At 67.4% G+C, this 16,824-nt stretch carries 16 protein-coding genes; 4 read left to right on the plus strand and 12 right to left on the minus strand.

Going from position 1 to position 16,824, the window contains the following annotated elements; genetic code table 11:
* Positions 1–89: 89 nt before the first annotated feature.
* The 5 genes from DOO78_RS18540 to DOO78_RS18560 all read right to left on the minus strand — a co-directional run bounded on the left by DOO78_RS18540 (position 90) and on the right by DOO78_RS18560 (position 7,691).
* Positions 90–1,676: an ABC transporter substrate-binding protein gene (locus tag DOO78_RS18540; protein ID WP_111471357.1), complete on the minus strand. Its 1,587-nt coding sequence runs from the start codon at positions 1,674–1,676 to the stop codon at positions 90–92.
* Positions 1,677–1,774: 98 nt separating this feature from the next.
* Complete coding sequence (gene argC, locus DOO78_RS18545) at positions 1,775–2,752, minus strand: N-acetyl-gamma-glutamyl-phosphate reductase (RefSeq protein ID WP_111471358.1); 978 nt, start codon at positions 2,750–2,752, stop codon at positions 1,775–1,777.
* A gap of 328 nt (positions 2,753–3,080) precedes the next feature.
* On the minus strand, positions 3,081–4,001 hold the full coding sequence (locus DOO78_RS18550) for a dimethyl sulfoxide reductase anchor subunit family protein (RefSeq protein ID WP_111471359.1): 921 nt from the start codon (positions 3,999–4,001) through the stop codon (positions 3,081–3,083).
* Between the two features lie 34 nt (positions 4,002–4,035).
* The gene (locus DOO78_RS18555) at positions 4,036–4,770 is read right to left on the minus strand and encodes a 4Fe-4S dicluster domain-containing protein (RefSeq protein WP_111471360.1); all 735 of its coding nucleotides are present in this window, start codon (positions 4,768–4,770) and stop codon (positions 4,036–4,038) included.
* The gene (locus DOO78_RS18560) at positions 4,767–7,691 is read right to left on the minus strand and encodes a molybdopterin oxidoreductase family protein (RefSeq protein WP_111471361.1); all 2,925 of its coding nucleotides are present in this window, start codon (positions 7,689–7,691) and stop codon (positions 4,767–4,769) included. The genes DOO78_RS18555 and DOO78_RS18560 overlap by 4 nt, the downstream gene beginning before the upstream one ends.
* 88 nt (positions 7,692–7,779) lie before the next feature.
* Here DOO78_RS18560 and DOO78_RS18565 point away from each other — a divergent pair, with 88 nt between their 5' ends.
* Both DOO78_RS18565 and DOO78_RS18570 read left to right on the plus strand, forming a co-directional pair.
* Positions 7,780–8,916 (plus strand): HpcH/HpaI aldolase family protein, encoded by a 1,137-nt coding sequence (locus DOO78_RS18565; protein WP_207802964.1) that lies wholly within the window; start codon positions 7,780–7,782, stop codon positions 8,914–8,916.
* Between the two features lie 212 nt (positions 8,917–9,128).
* Positions 9,129–9,461, plus strand: a complete 333-nt coding sequence (locus DOO78_RS18570; protein WP_207802965.1) for a DpnI domain-containing protein — start codon at positions 9,129–9,131, stop codon at positions 9,459–9,461.
* A gap of 289 nt (positions 9,462–9,750) precedes the next feature.
* Here the strand turns inward: DOO78_RS18570 and vapC are convergent, their stop codons facing one another.
* From vapC to DOO78_RS18600, 6 genes are all read right to left on the minus strand, one after another.
* Positions 9,751–10,158, minus strand: a complete 408-nt coding sequence (vapC, locus tag DOO78_RS18575; protein WP_111471362.1) for a tRNA(fMet)-specific endonuclease VapC — start codon at positions 10,156–10,158, stop codon at positions 9,751–9,753.
* Positions 10,158–10,379 (minus strand): type II toxin-antitoxin system VapB family antitoxin, encoded by a 222-nt coding sequence (gene vapB / locus DOO78_RS18580; RefSeq protein ID WP_111471363.1) that lies wholly within the window; start codon positions 10,377–10,379, stop codon positions 10,158–10,160. The genes vapC and vapB overlap by 1 nt, the downstream gene beginning before the upstream one ends.
* 58 nt (positions 10,380–10,437) lie before the next feature.
* Complete coding sequence (locus DOO78_RS18585; RefSeq protein ID WP_111471364.1) at positions 10,438–11,250, minus strand: glucose 1-dehydrogenase; 813 nt, start codon at positions 11,248–11,250, stop codon at positions 10,438–10,440.
* Positions 11,251–11,318: 68 nt separating this feature from the next.
* Complete coding sequence (gene dnaQ, locus DOO78_RS18590) at positions 11,319–12,017, minus strand: DNA polymerase III subunit epsilon (RefSeq protein ID WP_111471365.1); 699 nt, start codon at positions 12,015–12,017, stop codon at positions 11,319–11,321.
* A gap of 121 nt (positions 12,018–12,138) precedes the next feature.
* Positions 12,139–12,741 carry a dephospho-CoA kinase gene (gene coaE / locus DOO78_RS18595; RefSeq protein ID WP_111471366.1) on the minus strand — a complete coding sequence of 201 codons (603 nt, stop codon included), beginning with the start codon at positions 12,739–12,741 and terminating at the stop codon, positions 12,139–12,141.
* Positions 12,738–13,613, minus strand: a complete 876-nt coding sequence (locus DOO78_RS18600) for a shikimate dehydrogenase (protein ID WP_111471367.1) — start codon at positions 13,611–13,613, stop codon at positions 12,738–12,740. Before DOO78_RS18600 ends, coaE begins: the two co-directional genes overlap by 4 nt.
* 316 nt (positions 13,614–13,929) lie before the next feature.
* Here DOO78_RS18600 and DOO78_RS18605 point away from each other — a divergent pair, with 316 nt between their 5' ends.
* Complete coding sequence (locus DOO78_RS18605; RefSeq protein WP_165838970.1) at positions 13,930–14,589, plus strand: class I SAM-dependent methyltransferase; 660 nt, start codon at positions 13,930–13,932, stop codon at positions 14,587–14,589.
* Position 14,590: 1 nt separating this feature from the next.
* Here DOO78_RS18605 and DOO78_RS27125 read toward each other — a convergent pair whose 3' ends face one another.
* Positions 14,591–14,956: a hypothetical protein gene (locus DOO78_RS27125; protein ID WP_128080089.1), complete on the minus strand. Its 366-nt coding sequence runs from the start codon at positions 14,954–14,956 to the stop codon at positions 14,591–14,593.
* A 124-nt stretch (positions 14,957–15,080) separates the two neighbouring features.
* Here DOO78_RS27125 and DOO78_RS18610 point away from each other — a divergent pair, with 124 nt between their 5' ends.
* Complete coding sequence (locus tag DOO78_RS18610; protein WP_165838971.1) at positions 15,081–16,268, plus strand: helix-turn-helix domain-containing protein; 1,188 nt, start codon at positions 15,081–15,083, stop codon at positions 16,266–16,268.
* The last annotated feature ends 556 nt before the right edge of the window (positions 16,269–16,824 follow it).

Genomic DNA, 16,824 nt, shown 5'->3' on the forward strand with positions numbered 1-16,824 from the left:
CCCGGGGCCCCCACGGCGTCGCGCAGCGACGTCGTGGGGATAAATCTCGGGGCCCCCGCGACGGCGCGCAGCGACGTCGTGGGGAATCATCAGGGCGCCGGCCGGAATTCCATCGCCCGAGTCAGCTCGGAGAGCGGCGCCTGATAAGCGATGCCCTTGCGCATGGCCCAGATATTCACCTGATGATGGATCGGGATCACGCCGAGATCGCGCACATAGCCGATCCGGATGACGTCCCAATAGGCCTTCTCCCGCGCCTCGGTGTCCATCACGGTCAGAGCCCGGTCGATCATGCGGTCGAGCTCGGGATTGCTGTAGTGCGAGGGCCGCGGGCGGGTGCCGCGGCCGCGCGGCGGGTCGGGCGTCGCCAGCATCAGCGAGAGATGCGTGTCCGGCTCCCCGGTCGAGGTGCTCCAGCCGGTCAGCGCGACGGAATGCTCGTCCCGCACCCCGCCGGCGGTGAAGAAGACGCTGGCCGGGCTGGTCTGCACCGCGGTCCTCACCCCGATCCGCGTCCACATCTGGGCGATGGCCTGGGCGATGGCGTCGTCGTTCACGTAGCGGTCGTTCGGCCCGTGCAGGGTGATGGCGAAGCCCTCCGGGTAGCCGGCCTCGGCCAGCAGCCGGCGCGCCCCCTCGGGGTCGTAGGCGGGGACCGGGATGGAGGGGTCGTAGCCCATCGCCCCCTCGGGCTGCGCCTGGCCGGTGGGCAGGGAGAAGCCCTCCATGATCTGCCGCCGGATGCCCTCCCGGTTGATCGCCATGGAGAGGGCGCGCCGCACCCGCACATCCCGCAGCGGGTTGGCGGGCAGGGGGTTGCCCGCCTTGTCGGTGACATGCGGCGTCTGCGGCCGGCTGGCATCGACATAGAGATAGATCAGCCGCAGGCCGGGGCGGGAGGCGACGGCGAGCTTCGGGTCCTTCTGCAGCCGCGCCACGTCGCGCGTCGGCACCGCGTCGATCGCGTCCACGTCGCCCGATTGCAGCGCCGCGACGCGGGCGCTGTCGTTGGTGATCATGCGGTAGGTCACCCGCTCCCAGGCCTGCCGCGGCCCCCACCAGGCGGGGTTGCGGGTGAAGACGGCGCGGTCGCCGAGGGCGAAGGAGGCCAGCTTGTAGGGGCCGGTGCCGATCGCCGCCTTGCCGCTGTTGTAGTCGGCGGTGCTCATCCCCTCGCCCTGCTTCCGGCCGATGACCGAGAAGGACATCATCATCTGCGGGATCAGCGGGATCGGCTCGGCGGTGTGCAGGCGGATGGTGTAGGGATCGACCACCTCCAGCCGCTGCACCGGGCGGATGTACTGGCCGAGCGAGGTCGGGCTGTTCGGCACGTTCGGCGCCCGCTCGAAGGTGAAGACCACGTCGTCGGCGGTGAAGGGCGTGCCGTCGTGGAAGGTGACGCCGCGGCGCAGGCGGAACTCCCAGGTGCGGTCGTCGAGGCGCTTCCAGCTCTCGGCGAGGCCGGGGGCGGGACGCTGGTCGGCATCCGGATGCACCAGCCGGTCGAAGACATGCCAGGTCAGCGCATGGTTCGGCGAGAGGTCGAAGAAATGCGGGTCCATCGAGGTGAAGGCGCCGCCCACCGCGAGGGTGATGTCGGCGCCCCGCGCCGGCGGGGTGCCGAAGGGGGCCGTCATGGCCATGGCCGCGATGGCCCAGCGCGCGCCGCGTCGCATCCGCTCGTCTCCCCTGTGCCGTCCCCGGTCCGCAGCCTGGCGGACCGGGAAAGCGGGATGCAAGTCTCATGCTAGCGGCCGGCCGCGGGCGCCCGCCCTCATGGCCAGACGGGCATGCCCTCCAGCCCCGCGGTGTCCGGCAGGCCGCAGATCAGGTTCGCATTCTGCACCGCCTGGCCGGCCGCGCCCTTGCCGAGATTGTCGACCACGCCCAGCGCGATCACCACCTCCCGCGCCGGATCGGCGGCATAGCTGACGAAGGCGAGGTTCGAGCCGGTGGCCCATTTGGTCTGCGGCGGCCGGTCGGTCACGCGGATGAAGGCCCGCCCGGCATAGAAGCGCCGGGCCGCCTCCAGGCACTGCGCCGTGGTGGCGCGGCCGCGGCCGTAGATCGTGGCGAGCAGGCCGCGGGTCATCGGCACCAGATGCGGCGTGAAGACCAGCCCGGCCGCGCTGCCGCCGCTCAGCCGCTCGATCGCCCGGGCCATCTCGGGCATGTGGACGTGCTGGAGCAGGCCGTAGGGCACCAGGGTCTCGTTGCTCTCGGCATAGCCGAACCGGCTGTCGGCGCCGCCCCGGCCGGCGCCGGAGATGCCGGTCTTGGCGTCGATCACGATGTTGCCCGGCTCGATCAGCCCGTCCGCCAGCAGCGGCGCCAGCGCGGTGAGCGCCGCCGCGGGGAAGCAGCCGGGATTGGCGATGCGGCTCTGCCCCGCGATCCGCTCCGGCCAGATATCGGCCAGGCCATAGGTCCAGCCCTCGGCGGCGCGATGGTCGCCGCCGATATCGACGATCTTCACCGCCCGGGGGACGCGCGCCAGCGCCTCGGCCGAGGCGCCGGTGGGCAGCGAGGCGAAGAGCAGGTCGAGCTGCGGCAGGGCTTCGGGGTCCCATTTCTCGATCACCAGCCCGGCCAGCCGGGCCGGCAGGCCGGGGAAGCGGTCCGCCAACCGGCTGCCGGCGCTGCCCTCGCCCGCGGCGTAGACCAGCTCGAAGGAGGGGTGGCCGGCGACCAGGCGCAGCGCCTCGCCGCCGCCGAAGCCGCTGATGCCGACGATGCCGACGCGAATGCGCATGGGGTGGTGTCCTTCTGGGGTTTGGGCTGGGATGCGGGCAAAAGAAAACCCCCGGAGCCGAGGGCTGCGGGGGTTCGGGACGGCGGGCCGGGATCGCTCCGGCGGGTGGGGCCTAGGGTAAGGCCATCACCACGCGGGAGGATGCCGATCGGCACGCAGCCCAGGACGCCACCGCTTGGGTGCAGCGGCGTCGGCGTCGGTCACAAAGGGCCTGGGTCCTGGGCATGTCCCGCGACACTGTCGCGCGCCCCATGCAACGTCAAGCGGCATGACGCGCCGATCGGACCCGTCGCTGCCCGTTGCCCGGCCGCGGCGTCGTGGGACGTTCTCAGCCCCGGTAGTACAGCATCACCGTATGCGTCGCCTCGGCGAACATCAGCCAACGCTCGATCAGCAGGCCGCCGAGGGCGAGCACGGCGCCGAGGCTCAGCGCCAGCGCGGCCGGCAGGCCGCCGAGGAGGAGCGCGAGCAATGCCAGCAGCACCGGCAGGGCGAAGCCCGCCCCCTGCGCGATGAGGCGGAGCTTCGCCGCATGCTTGCGGGCGATGCAGAAGCCCATCTCGCGCAGCAGGTAGTTCTGCTCGGTATGCGGCGGCTCGAGCGGGCGGGTCTTGCCGATGAAGCCGAGCGTCGTCGCGCTCTCGATGGTGGCGAGGGGCGGCGCCGTGTCGATCGCCTGCCAGTAGGCGCGCTTCAGCAGCAGCGCGCCGGCGCCGGTGAGGCAGGCGAGCAGCGCCGGCACCGCGCCGCCGCCGGCGAAGGCGGCCAGCATCGCCAGCAGCACGGCGCCGCTGAAAGCCGAGAGCGCCAGGTAGCCGGGCACCACCAGCGGGTGGTGCCATTGGCGGATGGGCTTCAGCGAGGCGTAGATCATCCCCGTGCAATAGACGGTGGCGACGGCCCCGGCCGCGGCGAGCAGCCCGGCCGCGAGGGCGAGCACCGGGGCATCGACCCAGAGGGCGAGGCCGAGCAGCAGGGCCGGGATGTAGGTGAGGATCGCCGCCACGCCCTCCCGCGACAGCCAGGAGGAGCGCCATTGCGAGATGGCGCGCCAGGCGCGCCGCGGGTTGCCGAGATGCAGCGTGGAGGAGAGCAGCCCGATGGTGATCAGCAGCAGGGCGAGGGCCAGCGCGACGAGCCCCTGGCCGGGGACGAGGCCGAGCGGACGCAGCAGGCCAAGCCAGAAGAGCAGCCCGTAGCCGGCGCCCGAGGCGGTGGTGAAGAGGACGATGGAGCCGGCCGGGTTCATGCCGCGGCCCTCCCCGCCGGATGCGGGCAGGGCGTCATCGGCTGAGCACCCGGTCCATCCAGCGCAGCAGCGGGTTGCCGATCGCTTCCGGCGCCGCCGCCTCCGGCTGCGCCGCGAGGCTGCTGCGGTTGCGCGGCGGCAGGTAGCTGTTCACCGGCTGGTAGCCGAGCTCGGGCATCAGCGCCTGGCCGCCACGCTCGCGCACGAGCTGGCTGACCGGGCTCTCCGGATCGCCGAGATCGCCGAAATGCCGCGCCTTGGTCGGGCAGGCCAGCACGCAGGCGGGCTGGCGCTGCGCCTCGGGGATGGTCTCGTTGTAGATGCGGTCCACGCAGAGGGTGCATTTCTTCATCACCCCCGCATCCTCGTCCATCTCCCGCGCGCCATAGGGGCAGGCCCAGGCGCAGAGGCCGCAGCCGATGCAGATGGCGTGGTCGACGAGGACGATGCCGTCCTCCGCCCGCTTGTAGCTCGCCCCGGTCGGGCAGACGGTGACGCAGGCCGGCGTCTCGCAATGCAGGCAGGAGCGGGGGAAATGCACCGTCCGCCCGGCGGCGCCCTCGCCGGCCTCATAGCTGTGGACGCGGTTGAACCAGACGCCCTCGGCCCCGGCGGAATAGGGGTGCAGGTCCGGCAGCGGCCCGGATTGGCCGGAGGCGTTCCATTCCTTGCAGTTGGTGGCGCAGGCCTGGCAGCCGACGCAGGTGTCGAGGTCGATGACGAGGCCGAGCTTCTTCGCGCCCGGCATGGGCTGGGGCAGGCAGGTCATGCGCGGGGCTTCACCGAATAGCGCAGGATGTCGGGATTGGCGGGCGTGTGCGGCCGCGGCCGGGGGGCAGGGAAATGCGGCTCGGTCGGGCCCGCCTGCTCGGCGGGCTCGGCCTTGGTCACCCGCACCCGTAGGTCATACCAGGCCGCCTGGCCGGTGACCGGATCGGCATTGGCGGCGCGGAAGCCCTGCTGCGCCGGCAGCCATTCGCTGATGACGTGGTTGAGCAGGAAGCCGCGCAGCGCCTCCGGGCTGTCGGCCGAGAGGTCCCAGGCGCCGGGCCGCTTGCCGATGGCGTTCCAGGTCCAGACCGTGTCGGGGTTCACCCCCTCCATCACCGCGAGCTGGCATTTCAGCCGGCCGCTGCGGCTCTCCACCCAGACCCAGTCATCCTGGGCGAGGCCCATCGCCTCCGCCCGGCTGCGCGCCATGGTGAGCTTGTTGGCGCCGTGGATCTGCCGCAGCCAGGCATTCATCGAGCCCCAGGAATGGTACATCGCCATCGGCCGCTGGGTGACGGCGGAAAGCTCGAAGCGATCGAGGTCGGCGCCCTGCTGCTCGAGCGGCGGGTACCAGATGGGCAGCGGGTCGCAATAGCGGCGCACCCGCTCGCGCAGATGCCCGGGCGGCTGCCGCTCGCCATGGCCCTCGGCGGCGAGGCGGAATTTCTGCAGCGGCTCGGACCAGAGCTGCAGCACGATCTGCTCGGGCTTCGGGATGAAGCCCATCGCCTTGGCGCCGTCGAGATAGGCCTGGTTGGCGTGCTTGTACCATTCCTGCTCCGGCGGCAGGTGGTCGCGCCAGAAGCAGCCATTCTCGACATAGCGCCGGAGCTGGTCCGGGTTGGGCTCGCCCAGGCCCTTCTTGCCGCCATCCACCCCGCGGAAGCCGGCGAGCGGCCCGACGCCGGGCGCCCGCTGGTGGTTCACGATGTAGTCCGGATAGTCCTTGAAGCGCGGCGAGCCGTCCTCCTTGACGAAGGCGGGCAGGCCGAGCCGGGCGCCGAGCTCGATCAGCACCTCCTGGAAGGGGCGCACGTCGCGGTCCGGCGCGATCACCGGCTGGCGGATGGAATCGCCCGCGCCATGCGGGCTGCCGATCGGCCTATCGAGCACCGAGATGCAGTCCCAGCGCTCGAGATAGGTGGTGTCGGGCAGGATCAGGTCGGCATAGGGCACGGTCTCGGAGAAATAGGCATCCGAGTAGATGACATGCGGGATGACATAGGCGCCGTCCTCGCGCGTCTCCGTCAGGATGCGGATCACCTCGCCCGGGTTCATGGCGCTGTTCCAGGCCATGTTGGCCATGAACATGAACAGCGTGTCGATCGGATAGGGATCGCCCGCCCCGGCATTGCCGATGACGGTGTGCATCATCCCGTGCAGCGCCAGCGGCGCCTCCCAGGAGAAGGCCTTGTCGATGCGGATCGGGCTGCCGTCCTCCTCCACCAGCAGGTCGTCCGGCCCGTGCGGGAAGGAGAGCAGGTTGCCGACGAGCGGCGTGTTCGGCTTCGCCCCCTTGCCGGCCGGCGGCGGCCCGGGCGGGATCGGGCGCGGGAAGGGCGATTTGTAGCGCCAGGAGCCGGGGGTATCGACGGCGCCGAGCAGCATCTGCAGCAGGTGCAGCGCGCGGCAGGTGTGGAAGCCGTTGCTGTGCGCCGAGATGCCGCGCATGGCGTGGAAGGCGACCGGCCGTCCCGTCACCGTCTCGTGCCGCCGGCCCCAGACATCGGTCCAGGGCTGGTCGAGCGTGATGGGGTGCTCGAAGGCCACCTCGGCGATCTCGGCGGCGATGCGGCGGATGCGCGCCGCCTCCAGCCCGCAGCGTTCGGCGACGGCCTCCGGCGCGTAGCGCGGATCGAGGTAGCGCTCGGCCAGCAGGTGGAAGACCGGCCGCGCGCGGCGCCCGTCCGGCAGGGCGTGGTCGCCGACCAGCACCGCCGAGAGGTCGGCGGCCTTGGCCGGGATGGCGCCGCGCGCCCGGTCCCAGGCGAGCGGCGTGCCCTCCGCGTCGCGGGCGAAGAGCCCGTCCTCCGGCCCGCCCGGATCCTGCACCACCAGCCAGGCGGCGTTGGTGTAGCGGGCGAGGAAATCGAGATCGACGCGGTCGGTGCGCAGCAGCTCATGCGCCAGGGCCAGCACGAAGAGCCCGTCCGTGCCCGGGCGGATGCCGACCCATTCATCGGCGATGGCCGAATAGCCGGTGCGCACCGGGTTGACCGAGACGAATTTCGCCCCGCGCGCCTTCACCCGCGACAGGCCGAGCTTGATCGGGTTGCTGTCATGGTCCTCGGCGACGCCGAACATCAGCACGTATTGGGCGCGGTCCCAGTCCGGCTCGCCGAATTCCCAGAAGCTGCCGCCGATGGAGTAGAGCCCGCCGGCCGCCATGTTGACCGAGCAGAAGCCGCCATGCGCGGCGAAATTCGGCGTGCCGAATTGCGCCGCCCAGAAGCCGGTCAGGCTCTGGCTCTGGTCGCGGCCGGTGAAGAAGGCGAGGCGGCGCGGATCGCTCTCGCGCACCGCCCGCAGCCAGCCCGTCGCGATCTCCATCGCCTCGGGCCAGGAGATTTCCTTGAACTCGCCCGCGCCGCGCTCGCCGACGCGCAGCAGGGGGCTGCTCAGCCGCGCCGGGGCATACTGCGTCATGATCCCGGCGCTGCCCTTGCCGCAGATGACGCCGCGATTCACCGGATGGTCCGGATTGCCCTCGATGTAGCGGATCCGCCCGTCCTTCAGGTGGACGCGGATGCCGCAGCGGCAGGCGCACATGTAGCAGGTGGTGGTCTTGACCGTATCGCCGACGGGAACGGAGTAGTCGACGCGGGGATCGGCCCGGGGATCGGCCCGGGGATTGGGCTGTGGATCGGCCCCTGGACCGGGGCCTGGTTGAAGGCGCGACGGCGTCGGCGCTTCCGGCATCGGTTGCTGTATTCCCCGTGGACTTCCTGTTGCAGTTAGGCACGCTCGGGGGGTGCGGGCAAATCAAGGCCCGGCCCGGATTTTCACGATGAACGGGGAGGGGATGATGAAAAAATCACTGAAGCAGATGGTCCGATCCGGCGAGCTGGCGGCGGGCACCTTCCTGGTGGAGTTCGTCACCCCCGGCATCGGCCATATCCTCGCCGGCGCGGGCTGCGACTTCGCCTTCCTCGACATGGAGCACAGTGGCTTCTCGGAGGAGACGGTGAAGGCCGGGCTGCGCTTCCTCGAGGCCGGCGGCATCCCGACGCTGGTGCGCATCCCCTCGCGCGAGGCGCATGACGTGGCGCGCATCGCCGATATCGGCGCCGAGGGGGTGATGCTGCCGCTGGTGGGCAGCCTGGAGGTGGCGCGGGCCGCCGTCGCGGCGCTGAAATACCCGCCGCTCGGCCGGCGCGGCGTGGCGCTGCGCATCGCGCACGACAATTACCGCGCCGCGCCCGCCGCCGAGGCGCTGGCCACGGCGAATGAGCGCACGGTGCTGATCCTGATGATCGAGACCGCCGAGGGGGTGGAGCAGGCCGGGGCGATCGCGGCGCTGGAGGGGGTGGATGCGCTCTGGGTCGGGCATTTCGACCTCTCCGCCTCGCTCGGCATCCCGGGGGAATTCGAGCATCCGCGGTTCCGGGAGGCGACCCGGCGGATCTGCGCCGCAGCGAAGGCGCATGGGAAGGGGCTGGGGCGGCTGGTGACGGGGGAGCCAGAGGCACGGCAGGCGGTGGCGGATGGGTTCCGGCTGATCGCCTGGGGTGGGGATGCGTGGTTGTTGCAGGAGGCGGTGGCGGCGGGGGTAGGGGTGGTAAAGGGGATGCGAGTTGCGGATGGGCACGATCGAGCAGAGGAGCAACATGCAGCCGGACGAATTCCATCGCCAACCTCCATTCCCGTTAGTGAGAAGAAGGAAGAGGTGCATAGGAGGCAAGTCACTGGAGCAAAGTTAAACGAAAAGTGGCGAGTCGGCGCAGCCCATGCGCTTTATCGAGAAACTGGTGATTTCTATATGCTGTTGGAGCGCTTTCCTGGTGCGCTATTCGATACAAATGGCTATGTCTTTTTCGCCACAGAAGACGAATACCTAAATTGTCCGCACCTTATTAGAGGCGCTCGGCTCAATGTGCGTGGTGGAATAGCAAGCATTCCCGGTTACATTCGAGTTAAGCCCTAGTGCAAACCGAGGCGGATATCTGATCATTTTTCTTGTCAAAGCAGCAATGTATATGTGTCTCGGCATTGAGGCGCGACCGCAATCCAGGCAGTCAGTATGACTACAGAGCGGCAAACTCTCGGCATATTCGGCGAAGAGCGAGTAGCGAAGGACTGCCGGCGCCCCTGCTGCAAGCGCCACCGGACCCTGGCGAGGTTGCCGTCGAACTTCAAATGTCCGGACGTTATCTGCGATTTTTGTGGTTATCCGCCCAGGTGAAGGTCATCACGGCAAAGACAGTCGATGTCCTTCCCAGAACCATACTTGGAGCGGCATGGGGTCCGCAGCGAGAGCGGATGGAAGCGGGGATCTACTTTCCGCTGTTTCTTGTGCTGATCTCCGCCGATAAGTCGGATTATGCCATCTACTATCTGTCGGCGGACTTGCAACGACCAGAGATGTTCAAACCTCGCAAGCCGCTGCGTGACACGGCTCGTCGGGCAGGATGGATTGGTTCTATTTATGATCTGTCTTCCGCGTGTGGATCGTTTGCCCAATTGATCTAATGCTAACGGCCGTTGATGTTGACCCATCAACGGCCCCTCAGCTCGAATTTGGCCAATTTCCCAGTTGTCCGGCAACATAAGGCGTTCTGCCGCCTCGACTTTGGAGTGCTGCGGCCCGATTTTTCCTCTCCGGCTATAGCCCACGACATCACCAGAAAGCCTCACAGCTACCAAGCAAATTTCCGAAGACCAGCGCGAAAGTCAGAGAAGCTTGTGCCCGCGGCTCATCGAAAATGGCCAAAGTCGAGCTTATACCAAAGGCATGAATGGTCCATTCATGCCGTTAATGTCAGGCCTCCGCCAGCCAATCCTCCGCCCGCAGCCCGTCCACCCGGCGGAACTCGCCGAGATGGTCGGTGACGACGACAAGGCCGCGGCTGCGGGCATGGCCGGCGATCAGCAGGTCATAGGGGCCGATGATCCGGCCCTGCCGCTCCAGCACGGTGGTGATCTCGCCGGCATGCGCCGCGGCCGCCTCGTCGAAGGGCAGGACGGCGAGGCGGGCGGCGAAGCCCGCCACCGCGCGCCGGTTCTCCGCGGGGCGGGCGGATTTCGCGGCGTCGTGCAACAGCTCGGTCAGCGTGATGGTGGAGATGCACAGCGTCTCCACCTCGGCGTTGAAGCGCGACCGCAGCCCGAGCGGCCGGTCGCGCAGCACGCGGATGCAGAGATGGGTGTCCAGCATGTGCCGGAGCATCAGAAGCTCTCGCGCACCTCGTGCGGCGGCTGCGCGCGCTCGGGCAGGTCGATGCCCGGCGCGTCGAAGACGTCATCCCAGAGCGCATCGGCCGGCAGGATGAGGCGCCCCCGGCCGTCGCGGATCACCGCCACCTCCTGCACGCCGGGCGGGAAGGCAACGTCCTTCGGCAGCCGCACGGCCTGCGATCGGTTGTTCTGGAACAGGCGGGTCCGGGTCATGGTGGGAGCATCCCGCATGGGATATACATATGGCATATCCCATGCGCTCCAACCACCTCTACCGCGCCGCGAGATTCCCCAGCCGCCCGGCCATCATCCCCGCATCGATCACCAGCTCCGACCCGGTGATGTACTGCGAGGCATCCGAGGCCAGGAACAGCACGCCATCGGCGATGTCCTGCGGCGTGCCGAGCTTGCCCGTCGGCACGCCCGCCGCCGCCACCACCTGCGGGTCGATCGGCGCATTGGCCCGCGCATCCTGCGCGCCCACCGGCATCTTCTCCCAGATCTCGGTGGCGATGATGCCGGGATGGACGCTGTTGCAGCGGATGTTGTCGCGCGCCCCGGCGCATTCGAGCGCCACCGACTTGGCGAAGAGCCGCACCGCCCCCTTGGTCGCCGAATACCCCGCCAGCCCGGCCGAGCCGCGCAGCCCCGCGACCGAGGAGATCATGACGATCGAGCCGCCCTCGCCGGATTGCCGCATCAGCGGGATGCCGTACTTGGCGGTGAGGAACACGCCGTCCACGTTCACCGCCATCTGCTTGCGCCAATCGGCCAGCGACATGCCGGTGACGGTGCTGATGATGGCGATGCCGGCATTGGCGACCAGGATGTCGAGCCGGCCGTAGCGCCGCTCCACCTCGCCGATGATCTCCGGCCAGCGCGCCTCCTCCGTCACGTCCTGGTGCAGGTAGAGCGCCTCGCCCCCCTTGTTGCGGATGCCGGCGGCCACGTCCTCGCCGCGGCGGTCGTCGAGATCGGTGAGGACCACCCGCGCCCCCTCCCGCCCGAGCGTGCTGGCGATGGCGGCGCCGATGCCCGCCGCCGCGCCGGTGACGAGCGCGACCTTGCCCTGGACCTGGCCCATGCGTTCCCTCCTGCGATTTTCTGCGCGGGAAGGCTACCCGCGCTGCGCGGCGACGCAAGCCGGGCGGATCAGCCCGTCTCGCCCTCGGCAAAGGGCGGCTGCAGCCAGAGCGGGTCCTTCACCTTCCGCAGGAAGGCGGCATGCGCCGCGATCTCCGCCGCGCTCGGCCGGATCGGCCGCGGCACCCGCTCCCGCGCCAGCCCGCCGAGCGAGACCGTCGGCGCGGCGATCTGCGCCGCCAGCGCGAAGCCGGGCTGCTTGCCGCCCATCAGCTCCAGATAGACCTGCGCCAGCAGCTTCACGTCGAGCAGCGCGTTGTGGCTGGTGCGCATGGAGTTGTCGACGCCGAGCCGCCGGCACAGCGCGTCCAGGCTGTTCGGCAGGCCGGGGAAACGCTTCTTGGCGACGGCCAGGCTGTCCACCATCCGCGCCCGGTCGAGCGCCGGATGGCCGGCGCGCCGCAGCTCGGCATCGAGGAAGCCGAAATCGAAGGGCGCGTTGTGCGCGATGATCGGCGCATCGCCGAGGAAATCGAGGAATTCCCCCACCACCTCGGGGAATTTCGGCTTCCCCGCCAGGTCGGCCGCGGTGAAGCCATGCACCCGCGTGCTCTCCTCCGGCACGTCGCGCTCGGGGTCGAGCAGGGTGTGGTAGTGCCGGCCGGTCGGCACCAGGTTGACGATCTCGATCGCCGCGATCTCGATCACCCGGTCGCCCGTCGCCGGGTCGAGGCCGGTGGTCTCGGTGTCGAGCACGAGCTGTCTCATAGGCGGTGTCCCTCAATCGCCGGGCGCTGCCTGCGGCGGCTTGGCGGCGCGGCATGAGCCGCGGCGCCCATCCGGGCGCCCGGCCCCGCGGGCCGCGGGGCGGCCCCCTCCCTGGTCCGCCTCATGCGCCGCGGATCTCCCGGACGAGCCGGCGGATCGCCCGCTGCGCCGCATGGCGCGACAGGCCGGTATGGACGAGATGATCGGCCCGGCGCCGCTTCTCCCGGTCCGGCACCTGCCGGCCCAGGATGTAGCGCAGCCGCTCCTCCGTCATGCCGGGCCGGCGCAGCACCCGATGGCGCTGCACCGCGGCCGGCGCGGTGACGACGACGACGCGGTCGCACCGCCCCTCGCCGCCCGTCTCGAACAGCAGCGGGATGTCGAGCACCACCAGCCGCTCGCCGCGCCGCCGCGCTGCGGCGAGGAAGCGCCGCTCGGCATCGCGCACCAGCGGATGCACGATCCGCTCCAGCCGCCGCAGCGCCTCGGGGTGGCCGAGCACGGCGCGGCGCAGCGCCTCCCGGTCCACCCGCCGGCCGCCCGGCCCCTCCGTCACCGTGCCGGGAAAGGCGGCGGCGATGGGCGCGACGGCCCGGCCGCCCGGCCCCTGCAGCGCATGCACCGCCGCATCCGCATCGAAGACCGGCACATGCAGCCGGCGGAAGCTGGCGGCGGCGGTGGACTTGCCCATGCCGATGCCGCCGGTGAGGCCGATGAGCTTCATCGCGCCGGCCCGTGGGTGGGCCCATGGGTGGGCCAATGGAGAGGGATGTCGCCGCCCACCACCGCCCGCAGTTCGTCATCCACCGCCGGCGTCACCCCGAACCAGGCCGCGAAGCCCGGCCGCGCCTGGTGCAACAGCATCCCGAGCCCCTCCACCGCGGCAAGCCCCCGCGCCCGCGCCGCCGCCAGCAGCGCCGTCTCCCGCGGCACGTAGACGATATCGGCCACCACCGCCCCCGCCGGCAGCGGCGCCAGGTCGATCGCCGGCCCCGGCTGCCCCGACATGCCGAGCGAGGTGGTGTTCACCAGCATCGCCGCCCCCTCGAGCGGCGGCCGGTCGGCGACCGCGACCGGCCCGCCCAGCGCCCGCGCCAGCGCCTCCGCCCGCGCCGGGGTGCGGTTGACCAGCGTGACGCGCGGGCAGCCGGCATCGAGCAGCGCCGCCGCCACCGCCCGGGCCGAACCGCCGGCGCCGAGGATCACCACCGGCCCCGCATCCGCCCGCCAGCCCGGCACCGCCTCGGCGCAATTCGCCAGGAACCCCCAGCCATCGGTGTTCGAGCCCTCGATCGCGCCGTCGCGGAAGACCAGCGTGTTCACCGCCCCGGCCCGGTGCGCCGTGGCATCCACCCGGTCGCAGACGGCGAAGGCCGCCTCCTTGTGCGGGATGGTGACGTTGGCGCCGCGGAAGCCGAGATCGGCCAGCGCCCGGACCGACTCGGCGAACCGCTCGGGCCGCACCGGCAGGGGCAGGTAGGCGCCGTCGATCCCGTGCCGGCGCAGCCACAGCCCGTGCAGCCGCGGCGAGCGGGAATGATCGACGGGCCAGCCGAGGATGCCGGCGGTGCGGGCCTGGCCCGAGAGGAGGTGCATGGGGTTTACAAACCTTGGGGGCGGGACGCGGTCAATGGGGTGAGGCCGGGGCGCCGCCCCGCACCCCGCGAAGGGGGCGAAGCCCCCTATCGGTGATCCCCGCGACACCGCCGCGCGGCGTCGCGGGGGCCCCGGTCCAGCGCCATGGGACAGAGGGCCGTCACGGCCGTCCGGTGCCAGGCCTCGGCCGGGCAGCGGCCAGGGCCAAGGCAAGGGCAGGGTGCGGCGGCCGGGCCCGGGGCCGCGATGCCGGCAGGCGTCGGGGGATGTCGGTCATTGTCGGGAAGGGAGGGCAGGGTAGGGCAGGGGCATGTCCGTGTCAGACGCCACCCTCGCCGCGGCCCGCGATGTCGGGCGGGACTGGATCGAGGCCGCCTACTACGCCGAGGCGGAATCCGCCGCCGAGGCCCAGTGGCAGGGCATCATCCTGCCCTTCCTGCGGATCGAGGCGACCGGGATCGACCTCGCCCACACCCTGGACCTCGCCGCCGGCCACGGCCGCCACGCGGCGCGCCTGCTGCCGCTGGCCGGGCACCTGCACATCGTCGATCTCCACGCGGGCAACCTGGATGCCTGCCGCCGCCGCTTCGGCGCCGACCCGCGCATCGCCTACAGCCCGACCGATGGCTGCACCCTGCCGGTGCCGGACGCCTCGCTCAGCTTCCTCTTCTGCTTCGACGCCATGGTGCATTTCGACAGCGACGTGGTGCGCGCCTATCTGCGCGAGACAAGCCGGGCGCTGCGCCCCGGCGGCCACGCCTTCCTGCACCATTCCAACGAGCACCGCTTCCCGACGCGCGACTTCCGGCAACACCCGCATTGGCGCAACTTCCTGAGCCTCGGCCTGATGGCGCATTACGCGGCGAAGGAAGGGCTGGAGGTGGTACGGCAGCAGGCACTGGATTGGAACCACGATGGGAGTGACATCGACGGGTTGACGTTGTTGCGGCGGGGAAAAACAAATGAGCGGCGCTAAATCAGAAGTTTCCGGGGGTGGCTCTCTGGGACTGGATAGAAATAAATTTTCTTGAAATTGGGTTCAATCTCAATCGTGCCAAGATCTCCAAGATGAATACTAGAATAGTAAACCATCCAACAGACACAAATAAAAATAATGACTCTTCCAATGCGCTGGCGTTTTTGTCGGAAAATAATGTACAAACAATTAAAGAAAGCAAATTAATTAAAGAGCCTAGTACAATAAAAATCATATATGGATGTTGTTCTTGTTCTAATTCAGCTATAATTGATAGAAATTCAAATCTAAGATCCATAAGATCACGCCTTTTGTTTTTAGCAAAACTTGTACCTATCCCTTCAAGGGCATCGATTTCTGCATTCATGCTCCGCGAAAGGCGCGATGCTCGCAATTCTATTGGTGCTCTAAACACAGAGAGGCCGATCCCGATGCCAACGCCAAGCTGAAGTAGGCTTGAAAAGTCACTGTACGACGTCATAATGCCTCACGTGGGAGCATTGCCAAACCAGCGCGCGCTTCGAATCATTCGAGAGCAGCGCAAGCTTAATATAGCAGAGGTAGCCGAATTTACGGCTATCTCGCTTAATCGTCTCAGCGAAATCGAAAGTGGGGATCGAGAGCCATCCCGCAAGCAAATGGAAAGATTGGCAGGGGCATACGGTGTGCCTCTCTATGCATTATTCAATGATGCTATCCCGAATCTTGAGCCGCTTCCACATGACTTTCGTAAACGCAATCCGACTCCCGCGGCGCTAAGTCCAAGAGCACTGCGTGTTCTGTTTTCTGCAGAAAAAATTTCGACATACTCACGGCAGTTAGCGATAGCTCTGGGATATCGGCCCAGAAATTTTTTAGCCAATATTCGTGATGCTCGCTCCCCAGATAAAATGGCAATGCTAGTGCGATCGCTATTTGATGATTGGCTTGGTCCGCGAGCTTCAATTCTTAATTTCTTTGGGGCTCCCGAGCAAAAATTTGCGAGCGCGCTTCGGTTGTTCTTTGAGGGGCAGGGCGTCGTCTTGAACGTCAATGATGCCCCAGAAGATTATATGGGATTCTATGTTAATCCCGACGCAGGCTTACCGACCATTTTTGTTAGCAGATCAATTTTATCAAGAAAGGCTCAGCTTTTTACGCTTGCTCACGAAATCGGACATTTTTTGCTCGGATTAGAGGGAGTGTCGAATCCCTTCGAAGCCAAAAACGACATTGAGCGATCTTGTAACGTATTCGCTGCAGAATTTTTGGCGCCAAGGAATACCTTCTCCCAAGTGGCGGAAGGTTTTTCGCGTGATATGCGCGCAGATACGCGCGCATTTATCAGCGCTACTTCCGCGCGAACGCTCCTCAGTAGGCATGCAGCTGGCATCCGTTTGGTTGAATTGGGATATATCTCGAGGAGAGAATATTTGGCATGGAGGGAAGATTTCCTCGCCAATCCCGGCAATGAAAAAGAAATCGAGAGAAAAGTTTTTGGAAACAGCAACGTTGCTGCCGTACATGCCAAAAGATTAAATGAAATCGGCTATCTTTCTGTGTTTCTATCGAAAAGCGCGATAGATAAAAATATAATAGATGCTCATGATGTAGTTGAAGGGATTGGACTTTCTATCGGACTGCAGCAGAAGGCCTTTTCGCTGGCTGCTCGCCGGATCGAGGCGGCTATTGGCCAATGACTCTGCCGCCTGTTCATGGCTGGATGATAGATTATCGAACGGCTCTTTCAATTTTTCAGTCGCAAAGTAATGAGCGGATAGCGCATTGCGTTTCGCAATGTAATGCACGGGCATTCCATATTTGTCATCATGAAGAGAGGCGTTTTCGTGATGATGTAATGCTAGTGTTTCCTTTCATTAAACCGCGATCTTGTGTTTGTGATCTGGATGACGAGGTATATAGGCGTTGTAATGCTGTGGCATCCAATCCGATAGCACGATCAATATTGACTGGAAATCAAACAGCTATATTTATTACCGCTACTGCTAGTGCACGAAACTTCGGCGTTATTTCCGATCATATCTCGCCGAATTTTGCAACTGTGCACGATCTTTGTGGTCTGTTTGGCGTGCCTGTATTAACATCTGGACAATATTTTTCTATGTTATAACACTTGCTGCGAATTTAAATCTTTGAATTTTTTCCTATAATCCGTTACGATCCCGTCCGCTTCCTCGGGATCGCCGCCATGCCTCGCCCCTCCCGCCGCCGCTCCTCCCCAGCCCCCACCCCCCT

This window comes from Roseicella frigidaeris, assembly GCF_003258945.1.
GTDB classification, from domain to species: Bacteria; Pseudomonadota; Alphaproteobacteria; order Acetobacterales; family Acetobacteraceae; genus Paracraurococcus; species Paracraurococcus frigidaeris.

What these genes read in the sequence shown, in the direction of transcription:
- coaE (WP_111471366.1), bottom strand. Translation starts at nt 12,741, where the DNA reads ATGAAGCTCATCGGCCTCACCGGCGGCATCGGCATGGGCAAGTCCACC.
- DOO78_RS18550 (WP_111471359.1), bottom strand. Translation starts at nt 4,001, where the DNA reads ATGAACCCGGCCGGCTCCATCGTCCTCTTCACCACCGCCTCGGGCGCC.
- vapB (WP_111471363.1), bottom strand. Translation starts at nt 10,379, where the DNA reads ATGACCCGGACCCGCCTGTTCCAGAACAACCGATCGCAGGCCGTGCGG.
- DOO78_RS18585 (WP_111471364.1), bottom strand. Translation starts at nt 11,250, where the DNA reads ATGGGCCAGGTCCAGGGCAAGGTCGCGCTCGTCACCGGCGCGGCGGCG.
- DOO78_RS18565 (WP_207802964.1), top strand. Translation starts at nt 7,780, where the DNA reads ATGAACGGGGAGGGGATGATGAAAAAATCACTGAAGCAGATGGTCCGA.
- DOO78_RS27125 (WP_128080089.1), bottom strand. Translation starts at nt 14,956, where the DNA reads ATGAATGCAGAAATCGATGCCCTTGAAGGGATAGGTACAAGTTTTGCT.
- DOO78_RS18540 (WP_111471357.1), bottom strand. Translation starts at nt 1,676, where the DNA reads ATGCGACGCGGCGCGCGCTGGGCCATCGCGGCCATGGCCATGACGGCC.
- dnaQ (WP_111471365.1), bottom strand. Translation starts at nt 12,017, where the DNA reads ATGAGACAGCTCGTGCTCGACACCGAGACCACCGGCCTCGACCCGGCG.
- vapC (WP_111471362.1), bottom strand. Translation starts at nt 10,158, where the DNA reads ATGCTCCGGCACATGCTGGACACCCATCTCTGCATCCGCGTGCTGCGC.
- DOO78_RS18570 (WP_207802965.1), top strand. Translation starts at nt 9,129, where the DNA reads ATGTCCGGACGTTATCTGCGATTTTTGTGGTTATCCGCCCAGGTGAAG.
- argC (WP_111471358.1), bottom strand. Translation starts at nt 2,752, where the DNA reads ATGCGCATTCGCGTCGGCATCGTCGGCATCAGCGGCTTCGGCGGCGGC.
- DOO78_RS18600 (WP_111471367.1), bottom strand. Translation starts at nt 13,613, where the DNA reads ATGCACCTCCTCTCGGGCCAGGCCCGCACCGCCGGCATCCTCGGCTGG.
- DOO78_RS18555 (WP_111471360.1), bottom strand. Translation starts at nt 4,770, where the DNA reads ATGACCTGCCTGCCCCAGCCCATGCCGGGCGCGAAGAAGCTCGGCCTC.
- DOO78_RS18560 (WP_111471361.1), bottom strand. Translation starts at nt 7,691, where the DNA reads ATGCCGGAAGCGCCGACGCCGTCGCGCCTTCAACCAGGCCCCGGTCCA.